The sequence below is a fragment of the Clostridioides sp. ZZV15-6388 genome (assembly GCF_020657755.1).
In the GTDB taxonomy this organism is placed as follows: domain Bacteria; phylum Bacillota; class Clostridia; order Peptostreptococcales; family Peptostreptococcaceae; genus Clostridioides.
Genome location: NZ_JAGWCU010000037.1, coordinates 1 through 11340, shown reverse-complemented (window position 1 = coordinate 11340; position 11340 = coordinate 1). Strand labels below are relative to the sequence as shown.

13 protein-coding genes and 1 riboswitch are annotated in these 11340 nt (G+C 33.3%); of the genes, 5 read left to right on the top strand and 8 right to left on the bottom strand.

Annotation, left to right across the window (positions count from 1 at the left end):
• The first annotated feature begins 13 nt into the window (after positions 1-13).
• From KGF48_RS20415 to KGF48_RS16915, 3 genes are all read left to right on the top strand, one after another.
• Positions 14-148 (top strand): hypothetical protein, encoded by a 135-nt coding sequence (locus tag KGF48_RS20415; RefSeq protein WP_009889851.1) that lies wholly within the window; start codon positions 14-16, stop codon positions 146-148.
• Between the two features lie 222 nt (positions 149-370).
• Entirely contained in the window at positions 371-814 is a 444-nt protein-coding gene (locus KGF48_RS16920) for a deoxycytidylate deaminase (RefSeq protein WP_227868298.1), read from the top strand.
• Between the two features lie 133 nt (positions 815-947).
• Positions 948-1730 carry an N-acetylmuramoyl-L-alanine amidase gene (locus KGF48_RS16915; protein ID WP_227868297.1) on the top strand — a complete coding sequence of 261 codons (783 nt, stop codon included), beginning with the start codon at positions 948-950 and terminating at the stop codon, positions 1728-1730.
• A gap of 176 nt (positions 1731-1906) precedes the next feature.
• Here KGF48_RS16915 and KGF48_RS16910 read toward each other — a convergent pair whose 3' ends face one another.
• From KGF48_RS16910 to KGF48_RS16900, 3 genes are all read right to left on the bottom strand, one after another.
• Positions 1907-2260 (bottom strand): hypothetical protein, encoded by a 354-nt coding sequence (locus KGF48_RS16910; RefSeq protein ID WP_227828069.1) that lies wholly within the window; start codon positions 2258-2260, stop codon positions 1907-1909.
• 2 nt (positions 2261-2262) lie between these two features.
• Positions 2263-2646 (bottom strand): YtxH domain-containing protein, encoded by a 384-nt coding sequence (locus KGF48_RS16905; RefSeq protein WP_227841451.1) that lies wholly within the window; start codon positions 2644-2646, stop codon positions 2263-2265.
• A gap of 380 nt (positions 2647-3026) precedes the next feature.
• On the bottom strand, positions 3027-3410 hold the full coding sequence (locus KGF48_RS16900) for a PBECR2 nuclease fold domain-containing protein (protein WP_227841452.1): 384 nt from the start codon (positions 3408-3410) through the stop codon (positions 3027-3029).
• Positions 3411-3691: 281 nt separating this feature from the next.
• Positions 3692-3749, top strand: a riboswitch (cyclic di-GMP riboswitch).
• 49 nt (positions 3750-3798) lie between these two features.
• Here KGF48_RS16900 and KGF48_RS16895 point away from each other — a divergent pair.
• Complete coding sequence (locus tag KGF48_RS16895; RefSeq protein WP_255642539.1) at positions 3799-4287, top strand: prolyl-tRNA synthetase associated domain-containing protein; 489 nt, start codon at positions 3799-3801, stop codon at positions 4285-4287.
• 229 nt (positions 4288-4516) lie between these two features.
• Here KGF48_RS16895 and KGF48_RS16890 read toward each other — a convergent pair whose 3' ends face one another.
• From KGF48_RS16890 to KGF48_RS16870, 5 genes are all read right to left on the bottom strand, one after another.
• Entirely contained in the window at positions 4517-7063 is a 2547-nt protein-coding gene (locus tag KGF48_RS16890; protein WP_227868296.1) for an ABC transporter permease, read from the bottom strand.
• 7 nt (positions 7064-7070) lie between these two features.
• A complete protein-coding gene (locus KGF48_RS16885; RefSeq protein WP_227841658.1) occupies positions 7071-7748 on the bottom strand; it encodes an ABC transporter ATP-binding protein in 678 nt (225 codons plus the stop codon).
• A gap of 82 nt (positions 7749-7830) precedes the next feature.
• A complete protein-coding gene (locus tag KGF48_RS16880; protein ID WP_227841170.1) occupies positions 7831-8820 on the bottom strand; it encodes a sensor histidine kinase in 990 nt (329 codons plus the stop codon).
• On the bottom strand, positions 8807-9493 hold the full coding sequence (locus tag KGF48_RS16875) for a response regulator transcription factor (RefSeq protein WP_227868295.1): 687 nt from the start codon (positions 9491-9493) through the stop codon (positions 8807-8809). The genes KGF48_RS16880 and KGF48_RS16875 overlap by 14 nt, the downstream gene beginning before the upstream one ends.
• A 174-nt stretch (positions 9494-9667) precedes the next feature.
• Complete coding sequence (locus KGF48_RS16870; protein WP_227841168.1) at positions 9668-10402, bottom strand: class I SAM-dependent methyltransferase; 735 nt, start codon at positions 10400-10402, stop codon at positions 9668-9670.
• Between the two features lie 377 nt (positions 10403-10779).
• Here KGF48_RS16870 and KGF48_RS16865 point away from each other — a divergent pair.
• A partial coding sequence (locus KGF48_RS16865) for an ABC transporter substrate-binding protein (RefSeq protein WP_227865042.1) occupies positions 10780-11340 on the top strand: 561 nt, incomplete at its 3' end.

Here is an 11340-nt window from a genome sequence, read left to right as displayed (position 1 = left end):
AGGGAGATTGAAAATGGGAATATTAGAAGGAGCTGCAATGATAAGAGAAATTGCAATTAAAATAGCTAAAGAAAAAGGTATTACAGAACAAAAGGCATGGCCTGAAGCTGTAAAAGAGTTTAAAGAAAAATATGAACTTGTATTATAAATTTTGATTATAAAAAACTGTCTTGATTTGATTAAAACAGTTTTCATATTTTATGATGAAATTTTTATAAAAAAGTTTAATGTAATAGAATTTAATTATTAAAAAAATAATTTGAAGTTTATTTTATCTTTTATACTTTTAGCTATAAAATAAATTTGTTTTTAATACTATTTTTAAGGTATAAATCTTATATATTAAATATAAGATTTGGAGGTATTTAGTTTGGAAAATAAACTTAAAAATAGATGTTCATGGCAAGAGTATTTTATGAGATTATGTGAGACAGTAGCTGAAAGAGGTACTTGTGATAGAGCTTCTGTGGGTGCAATAATCGTCAATTCAGAAAATAGAATCGTATCTACTGGATATAATGGTAGCATATCTGGAGATAAGCACTGTAGTGAAGTTGGTCACGAGATGAGAGAAGGACATTGTATCAGGACCATTCACGCTGAACAAAATGCACTTTATTATTGTGCAAAAGAAGGTATACCAGTTAAAGATTGTTCTATTTATGTAACTCATTTTCCTTGTTTAAATTGTACTAAGGCTATAATTCAATCTGGAATTAAACATATCTACTATAAAACTGGATATAGGATGGATGAATATGCCTTGAGATTATTACAATCAAGCAATGTGTTATATACAAAACTGCAATTTTAATACTTACTACCTATTATTCTATAATTTTACAAAATACTTTATATTAGATAATTAAAGTATAAAAAGAAACAAAATTTTAAATAGCGCATATATTAAATAGAAGTTAAATTTAATCATAAAGGAGATGTATAATTTGAAGGTAGTAGTAATACCAGGGCACACTTTAACTGGAAAAGGCACAGGAGCTGTTGGATATATAAACGAAGGTAAAGAGACAAGAATAATAAGTGACTTAGTAGTTAAATGGCTTAAATTAGGCGGGGCTACTGTTTATACAGGAAGGGTTGATAAGTCAGATAATCATTTAGCTGACCAATGTGCTATAGCAAATAAGCAAGAAACTGATTTAGCTGTTCAAATTCATTTTAATGCAAATGTCATAACTTCAGTTCCAGAAGGTACAGAAACAATATATAAAAGCAATAATGGAAAGACCTATGCAGAAAAAGTAAATTCTAAATTAGCTACGGTATTTAAAAATAGGGGTGCAAAGGCTGATGTTAGAGGTCTTTATTGGCTTAATCACACTAACGCAACAGCAATATTAATAGAAGTATGCTTTGTAGATAGTAAAGTAGATACAGATTACTATGTTAATAATAAAGATAAAGTTGCTAAATTAATAGCAGAAGGAATATTAAATAAATCTATATCAAATTCTCAAGGGGGAGATAAAGTGTATGAAAATGTAATAGTTTATAAGGGTGACGCTGATAAAATTGCTGCTCAAATTTTATACTGGCAATTGAAAGATGCTTTAGTAGTAGAAGCATCTAGCTATAAACAAGGCTTAGGCAAAAAAGTTTATGTTGTAGGTGGAGAAGCTAATAATCTTGTAAAAGGTGATGTAATAATAAATGGTGCTGATAGATATGAAACTGTAAAATTAGCATTAAGACAAATAGGTAAATTATAAAATAAATAATATTTAAATATTGTTTATTTTACAAAAAATATAATAAAAAGATGTATCTACTTATTATGTTTATTCATCAATAGATACATCTTTATTTATTCACACTTTATAAAATATTTTCTAAAAAATTAGTTTAGTAAGGTTTTAAATTTACAGAAATACTAAAGCTTATAGTATTAATATTTTTTATCTGAAAAAACATTTTTAATTATAGTTAATATATCAACTATGACATCCATGTTTGATTTAACACTATCTTTAGTAACAAGAAAGTCTGCTGTAACTTCAGTAACAGCTTCTGTTACATCTTTCATATTCTCGCCTACTTCTCCAAAACTATCTACAACACTAGGAAGATTATTTAAAGTTGTATTTATATTTTGAGTATTTTCATTTAATACATTTCCAACATTGTTTAAAATCTTATGTAATTTAGCAAGTACAATAATTAAATAAATTAAAGCGATACACCCAAGTATAGCTAATAATACATATATTATACTAATATTAATTGTTATTGTGTTATTCATTATTATTCCTCAGTGGCACTTACTGGCTCAATAATGTCTATTACTCTATCTTCCTCGCTAGAATCTTCAACTCGTTTTTTATTATCTATATAATTTCTTATTTTTTGCTTTGATTCAATGAAATTTCCTTTTCTGTCTTCTAATTTTTCAGATATTTTACATTTTGCATCCACGGTTTTCATGTTTATTTTATCAGCAATTTGTTGAGATGCACCCTTTATATCCTCTCTTGTTTCTTTTCCTGATTTAGGTGCTAGTAATACTCCTCCAACTGCACCAGTAACAGCTCCTAATACGACACCAGCTGTTGCAATTTTAGCTTGTTTGGCTTTTTCAGCTCTTTGTTTAGCTTTTCTTTTATCTTCTATTTTTTTTGATAAACTCATATCCAATCGCTCCTTACTATAATATTTCTACATATTATAATACATTTTTTTCCATAATGATATAGTTTCTAACTAAATTTTTAAAAACTAATAAAAAATTCTTTCTAGTATTTATTTTGTGCTAAATATCCACATATTTTTTCACCCTTTTAAATAAATTAATTTAAAAAAACAAAAAGAGAGGAATTAATCCTCTCTTTTAAATTTAATTAGACTTGGCAGGGCGGCGTATCCTGCATCTCTATTAACTACTCTATAAGCAGCGTATTGGGTGCCTTTTCCAACCTCAAATCTAATTAATAAATATTTACATATATATTTATATTATAACCTATTTGACAATATTTTTCAATCCTTTAGGAAAAATTAATAATATTATGTTAACTATCATATTGCAATACTCTTCCACTACTAATTCTACTTTCTAATTTTGCTTCTTTTATGGCATATAATGAAGAGACATATAGATATCCCTTTTTTGTATCTAGTTCTGTAGCAACTAATATATAATCATCAAGTTTTTTTACAAATTCTACACTTTTACCAGGTTTTTTAGGATGGCTTCCTATATACTCAGGAGATTTGAGCACTATTTTTATAGTTTCTAGTATATCGTTAAAAATGTCTTTACTTAATTGACCTCTATGTTTTTTCTTTATATGTTTTATAACACCAGAAGAAGCATAAATTTTACCAGTATATTTAATTCCAGCAAGTTCAGCTAATTCTTCATCTATGATTCCAACAACTTTGTCTGTAGACATATAAAGCACATTCCTTTCTAAGATAATTTACTGCTAAAATTATTAAAATTAAATATCTATATTTAAAGTATAGTTTATTCCAAAAAGAAAAGATAGTATAATATAGTTTTTTCATATCTGACTTTATATAACCTCTTTTTATATGATTTATAAATGGTAACTAAGTCTCTATTTTCAAATTATTTTTGGAAAATTTTTAGTTTTTAAAGCTTATATTATATATATATAATTTTTTACTTGAAAAAAAATATATTCTGAATTATTATAATAGTAAGAATTAAAATGAAATTAGGCAAAACTAGGGAAATCTAGTGACGCAAAGCTATAGGGGCTAAAATTTGATAATATTATTTTTATATATCAAATAAATTACCAATAGGAGGAAATTATGAACGCTCAACAAGAAGTATATAAAAAATTGGATGAATTAAATATATCTTATGAAATTGTAAATCATCCTGCAGTCTATACAATTGATGAAATGGAACAATTAAAAACACTACAAATGGAGTTTGTTGTAAAAAATTTATTCCTTCGCGATTCTAAGGGTAAAGAGCACTTTTTAGTTGTCTTAGGTAAGGATAAAAAAGCAGATTTAAAGGATATACGCCAAAAAATTGATAGTAAACCTCTTAGTTTTGCTTCTGAAGAAAGACTTGAAAAATATCTAAAACTTACTAAGGGAGCTGTAACACCTTTTGGTATATTAAATGATACCGATGCTATTGTAAAAATTGTATTTGATAAAGATTTATTAAAAATGGATAAAATAGGTATACATCCAAATGACAATACTGCTACTGTATTTTTAAAGTTTAAAGATTTAAAAAAGCTTATAGAAGAAAATGGAAATGAAATATACTATGTAGAGGTATAAGATTATTATTTTACATATAATAAAAAATAGATAAAGGGGATGTCTCAAAATAAAAATTTGAATTATCTCCTTTTTCATACAAAAAATAGAAAGGGGGTTCATAAGAACCCCTAATCTAATTCACATTACTTCTATATTATGAATTCTGTATTTTCAATGTCTAAATCGCCTTTCAGAACGATTGTGAATCATTTGAACTCAATCACACAGATATTTCTTTAATTTTCTATTAAGTCATATCATCCCTAAGTGCATCAATAATATTTTCTCTTTTTATCTTACTAATGGCATACAACATTGTAATGAACACTATAAAGAGAACGACAAATACGCTGATTCCGATGCTGGCCCATGGAAGTACAAAATCTATATCATCCGTGACCATTCCTTTATGAATTAGCCAGGAAGAAATTACCGCTATAGGAAGTCCAAAGAGTAGAGCCCTCATTCCATAAAAGGCACACTCAAAATTCATCATCTTCTGGAAATCGCGTTCAGACATTCCCACAGAGCGAAGCATGGCAAGCTCACGACGGCGCAGCTTAATATTTGTGGAAATTGTGTTGAACACATTGGCGACTGCAATCAGTGAGATCATAATGATAAAAGTATAGGCGAACACGTTGGCAATGAAGATGTAATTGCGGTTTTCGTCCATCATTCCATACATATTGTACAGGTTGTACTCGGCTGTAATCCCCTCACTCTCGATGATTTTCTCCATTTCTGCAACTGACTGAGTGGGATTCTTTGATTGAAAGCTCAGACTTTTAATTCCTGTAGAAGCATTTGGAGTCTCAAACGCATCTTTGACAGAATAAGGTGCCAGCACTCTGAAGGAGGCTTTTCTCATCTTGGAGTTTCTGATGCCTGGGGGAGAATCTGGTGGCACGGTTTTGACAAACGCAATGTTTACATTTTGTCTCTTGGACACCTTTGAATCGTCATTGGTTTCAGGAGTAAGGTCAACATTCGTAGAAGAATTTGTGAAGATATCAATAGTATGGTCATCCTCCACCATCATGGAAACGGCAATCATTTTTGCATTTTGCCCAGTATATTCTTCTTTTGGCAACCCCAAATCTTTGATAATATTGAGATAAGTACTGTCATCAAGAAACTGTATATCTACTGGCATATCAACCGTTTCATGTGGCGAATGTGAACCCTCATAGTTCAAGTAATCATCTGTAAGTTCACTTACTTTAACAACGCATGAATAGGTCATAAGTTCTTGATACAAGCCTTCGTAAACACCATTGGCAGTCTTCAGTTTATCGTAAAGCTGTAGCATTTTGCTGTCATTCATATCATGTGTGGAAAAAATGATGTCCTGGTCAGTAACCTCTGACGCCTGATTTGAAACCCGTTTCAGATCTGCTACCAAAGCACTAGTTGATATGAACAGCACTATGCTTAAAACAAGCGACAATACAATGCTACGATAGCGTTTCTTGTTTCTTTTAAAATTTTTCAGTGCAAGAGTTCCCTCCAGACCGTAAATACGCTGTGCGAGCTTTGATATTTTCACGGCTTTGGATTCGATTTTTACCTCGTTCGTCTGGCGAATACACTCCATCACTGGTTTGCTAGCGGCCTTTCTGGCCGGAATATAAGCCGAGATTAAGATGGTAACCATGCTGACCACTGCCGCAACGACGATTGCGGGGATGGACAACGTCAAGGTCAAAGAGACGTTGGTGTAGAGAACATTTGCAAAATTTTTTGCGATAACAGAAATCACAAGCCCAATACTGACTATACCAACCGCAACACCAATCGGTATTCCAACAGCACCAATGCAAAGACCCTCAAACAGCACCGAATTACGTAGCTGCTTTGCTGTTGCTCCAACAGATGAAAGGATTCCGAACTGCTGTGTGCGTTCGTTCAACGACATGTTAAACGAATTATAGATTAGAAAAATCGAGCCGAGCATGATTATGGCGACTACAATACCCCCAACTGAGTACAAAAGCATATTGAACAAGTTGTTGTCGGAAATGCCCATAAAACGCAACACATTATCATTTAAAACGTAAGCATGGTCTCCAGTGCTTCTTGTATAGGAATGAACCTGATGTGGATTTTTCAACGTGACAAACAGGCTGAGGCTGTCCGATTTGACTTGTGCATCCGCTTTGGTTATCAATGTGTATCCTGGTGCGGAAGATTCCTCAAATACAGGCTTTCGGTAGGTCCCAACAACTGTATAGCTTCTCTCGCCTTGTGACACAAGAGTTTCATCCCCAGCAGTATATGGATCACTCTGACTAAGCTTCTTATTTCCATTCATACGGTTTACCACGGGCAAGGAAATAGTGTCACCCACCGCGAATTTGACGCCACCGTCTGTTGCAACTTTCCCAGAAACAAGAATCTCATCACTGTTTTCAGGTAATCTTCCAGAAATCAAAGTTATAGGCAAAGTATCAAAGGCTTCTTTGCTGAATCCGGCTATAAAAAGATATGGCTTGCTCGGATTTCTGTTACCATCAAGCGTTGAATAGCCAATATTTTCAAATGTTGCGGTATTTGCAACTTCATCGTTTCCTGTCTGTTCCTGTACGAAAGAGGGATTAACGTCCAGAAACTCGACGTGCCAATCGCCATACTTCTCAATCGAGCCATTTACCATATAGTTTTGCAGGGAAATAGCAAGTGTAGCAACTGCTGTAATCATGGCAGCAGACAGAACAACTCCGATAACCGTTACAATCGTTCGTGTGCGTCTCTTTTTCATGTTTTGCAGAGCAACTTTATTGAAAATGTTCATGATCTATCTACCTCCTCTCATCTCGTGTCACTTTGCCATCTGATATGCAGATAATGCGGTCTGCTTGCAAGGCTATATTTTCGTCATGTGTGACGATGATAAGGGTTTGACGATATTTTTTATTGCTTAATTTCAGTAGATTGATAATTTCATGACCATTTCGGCTATCCAAACTGCCTGTGGGTTCGTCAGCAAGCATGACCGCTGGAGCGTTCATCAAAGCACGTCCTATGGAAACTCGCTGTTGCTGACCTCCAGAAAGCTGATTGGGTAAATGTGTTTTACGGTCTTTTAGCCCAAGCAGATTCATCAAGTCATTCAAGCGTTCCTCGTTGACCTTTCGCTTGTCCATCAGTATAGGTAAAGTGATGTTTTCCACAACATTCAGAGTGGGAATTAGGTTGTGAAACTGGTAAATCAGACCGACTTGTCGTCTTCGGAAAATGGCTAGCTTTTCATTGCTTTGGGCGTATACATCCTGCCCGTCCAAATACACCTTTCCGCTTGTTGGTACGTCCACTCCACCGATGATGTGAAGCAATGTAGATTTTCCAGAGCCAGATGAACCTATGATTGCGGTAAACTCCCCCTTTTCTATTGTAAGTGAAACATTGTCAAGTGCAGTAACTTGGTTCTCGCCCTTGCCGTAGACCTTGCATAGATTTTCAATTTTTAAGAACTCCATTATGTAAGTCTCCTTTCTTATGGTTTACCCATATAATATAACTTTCAACTTACATCTCTGTGACTTTCAGGTGAGAGATTAGTCACTTTGGGAAACGAATGACAAATATCGCGCCACCTTGTTGGTGATTTTTTGCGGTAATCGTCCCCCCCTGACGTGTTATAATTATCTTACAGAGAGCCAATCCAATTCCATATCCTGTGGCTTCTGAGTTTTTCCCACGATAAAACCTGTCAAACAAGTAGGGTAAATCTTCTTTTTCAAAGCCTGTTCCACTGTCATGGATAGCAATTTCAGTAAACAGTGGGTTGTCCTCACAAACAATCTCAATCTTCCCACTATCACCTGCACTTTCTATGCAATTTTTGAGAATATTTTGAATTGCTTCCGAAAGCCAACCTGAATCGCCCTGAATAATCATTCCTTTAGGCACGTCTATTTGCAAAGCAATGTTATGCAGTTCAATTGGGATTAGAAATGGTCGAAGTGAGTTGCATATCAAGTTGTTCACATCTATCTGCTCGCTTTGGAAAACTACAATACCTGCGTCCAAGCGAGATAATTTCAATAGGGAAGTAATCAGCCAATCCATCTGTACAAATAATTCCTCTGTTTCCCGCACTAATGCTTTTCGTTGATTTTCATCAGGGTTATTTGATAGCAATGACAGAATAATGTTCGCGGATGTGAGAGGTGTGCGGAGTTGGTGGGCTATGTCAGCTAACGAATCGGCAAGATGTTCTTTTTCTTTTTTTAGCGCATCATTTTGTTCCCGAATACACAGCGTCATTTTTGTTATCTCGCTGTGCAGAATGGAAAGTTCGCCTTCATCCGATTCACCAATATACAGATGGTCATCATTATGAAGCACAAGATCGATTTGATTTGAAATCTGTGCAATGCTTTCATATCGAGCTTTGGTAAAAGAGAAAAACGCTACACCAAAAGCAGTAACAGAAGCAATGGCAAGGATTCCCGCCGCCATATTTATTGCAAATCCAAGTGTTACAGTGGTGACAGCCATTAAAGAGAATAAAATGGCAAACTTCTTAAACTCACTATTCCGAAGCATAACCGCCCCCCAATCTATATCCTGTACCACGAACGGTCAGAATTATTTGTGGGTTTGCTGGGTCGCTCTCTATCTTCTCCCTCAAGCGCTTTATGTACACAGTCAATGTATTATCATTGACGAACTCACCCGCCGCGTCCCATAATTCGTCAAGTAGCCTGCTTCTTGTAATAATACTTTTTGGGTTACTGATAAAAACCAACAACAAGCGGTATTCTAAAGCTGAAAGAAAAACCTCATTGCCATTTTTTTTCACGACACCACTTGCCATATCTACATGAAGCCCACAGATTTCAAAAGCCGATTCTGAACGTCCACTTTTTCGTAGGGCAGTTGCAATTCGCGCAATCAATTCACGCGGACGAAAAGGCTTGGTTATATAGTCATCTGCCCCTATATTCAGTCCAGTAACAACACTCGCCTCATCGCCTGAAGCTGTCAGAAAGATAACGGGAATATCTTGAATTTCTTTAATTTCCGTGCAAACTGTAAAGCCATTTCCATCAGGCAAGGAAATATCAATCAATGCCAAGTCAAATTTATTACTGGCAAGTGTGACAATAGCTTCACCTCGCGTAGGAGCGTGGGTGACTGTAAATCCCTCCGATTGCAGCAAAAGCATAAGATTTTTAGCAATTGCCTTATCATCCTCAACCAAAAATATCCGTTTCATTTATTTTCACCATCCTTTAGTTTATACTACTATGTAGTCTGTTAGCTGAAACAAACCACATATTCCTCATTTTTTTGCCCACTTAATCCGCATAGCAGAGCAATGGCAGATTACCATCCAGGTTTGCTCCAATTTGCCCATAATCACTTGCAACCAAAATTCCACTATTTTTTATTACTTTTTCCTTGCAGAAACAAGTAACATCATAGGTCTACGTAATTCATCTTTCATTTCAGAAATTGTATTTAATAATTTCTCTTCTGGTTGAGGTTCAATGATTTCTAATATCTCAAATCCAGCTTTAACTAAAGTATTTAGATAAGTAGTTAATGTTTTATGATATTTTATAACTTCTTCACCTAAAAAATTTGATTTTCGAAGTCCCTCTGTAAAATAGTTATCTACCGGCCAGTGTAAATTGTTTCCATCTTTATCACAGTACCATTCTTGAGTTCCATATGCAGTGAATATAGGATGTTCAACCGAAAATACAAAATCTCCTCCGCTTGAAAGACAATTGCTTATATTTTTACATATCTCTTCAAATGATTGAATATAATGAAAAGCCAAAGAACTAATTACTACATCAAAACAATCTTTTGGGAAATCTATATCTTCAATGGGCATACATATGTATTTTATATTATCAGATTTTGTTTTATTTCTTGCTTCTTTTAGCATCTTTTCTGAAATATCAATTCCAATAGCAGACTCTGCACCATTTTCAACTGCATATTGACAGTGCCATCCAAAACCGCATCCTAAATCTAATACTCGTTTTCCCTCGAAGTCAGGTAACATTTTTTTTAGAGTGTGCCATTCTCCAGCACCTTCAAGCCCTTTTTTAGAGCGGTCCATATTACTGTATTTGCCAAAAAATTCATCATTGTCATATTTATTTTGTTTCATTTAATTTCCTCCATTTTAACTGTACTTGTTTAACTATATTCGTTAGATTATAAAATGTAAACTTTCACTACCTTACATAAAAATATTTTTAAATTTATAGAATTAAATTATTGTTTATATGGATTAATTTAATATCTATTATTAATAAACTTTATGCCTATATAATTTATATAAAAATATTACTGTTTTAATTTTATATCTTAATTTACAAATAATCAATACAATCTATTTAATATAGTTGATTACTTGAAAGTCAAACATAAAAATTATTTTTAACTTCTTGTAGAAATAAATTCTATATATATATATTTTTGTAACAACTACAATAAATATTTAATATTATATATTATTCGGATGTCTTATAGGAGGTATTTATTATGTTTAAAAAAATAATCGCAATTGCAAGTTCTATTGTTATGAGTACAATATGCTTAACTGGATGTGATTTTAACTCTAACGATAAAAATGATAACTCTGCTTCAGCTAAAGATTTAGATAAAGTAACTATTGCAGAAGTTACTCATTCTGTTTTTTATGCTCCACAATATGCTGCTATTACAAAAGGATTCTTTGAGGATGAAGGAATAAAGGTTGACCTTATAAATACTCAAGGTGCGGATAAAACTATGGCAGCTTTAATTTCAGGTGAAGCAAATGTAGGCTTAATGGGTCCTGAAGCTTCCATATATGTATATAATCAAAACAAAAACGATTATGCTGTAAACTTTGCTCAATTAACTAAAAGAGATGGGAGTTTCTTAGTTGCTAGAGAAAAAATGCCTAATTTCTCCTACGATGATTTGAAAGGTAAAGAAATATTAGGTGGTAGAAAAGGTGGAGTTCCATTAATGACTTTTGAATATGTTTTAAAAGACAAAGGGCTTACTATTGGAGAAAATTTAAAAGCAGGCAATGTTAATGTAAGAACTGATGTACAA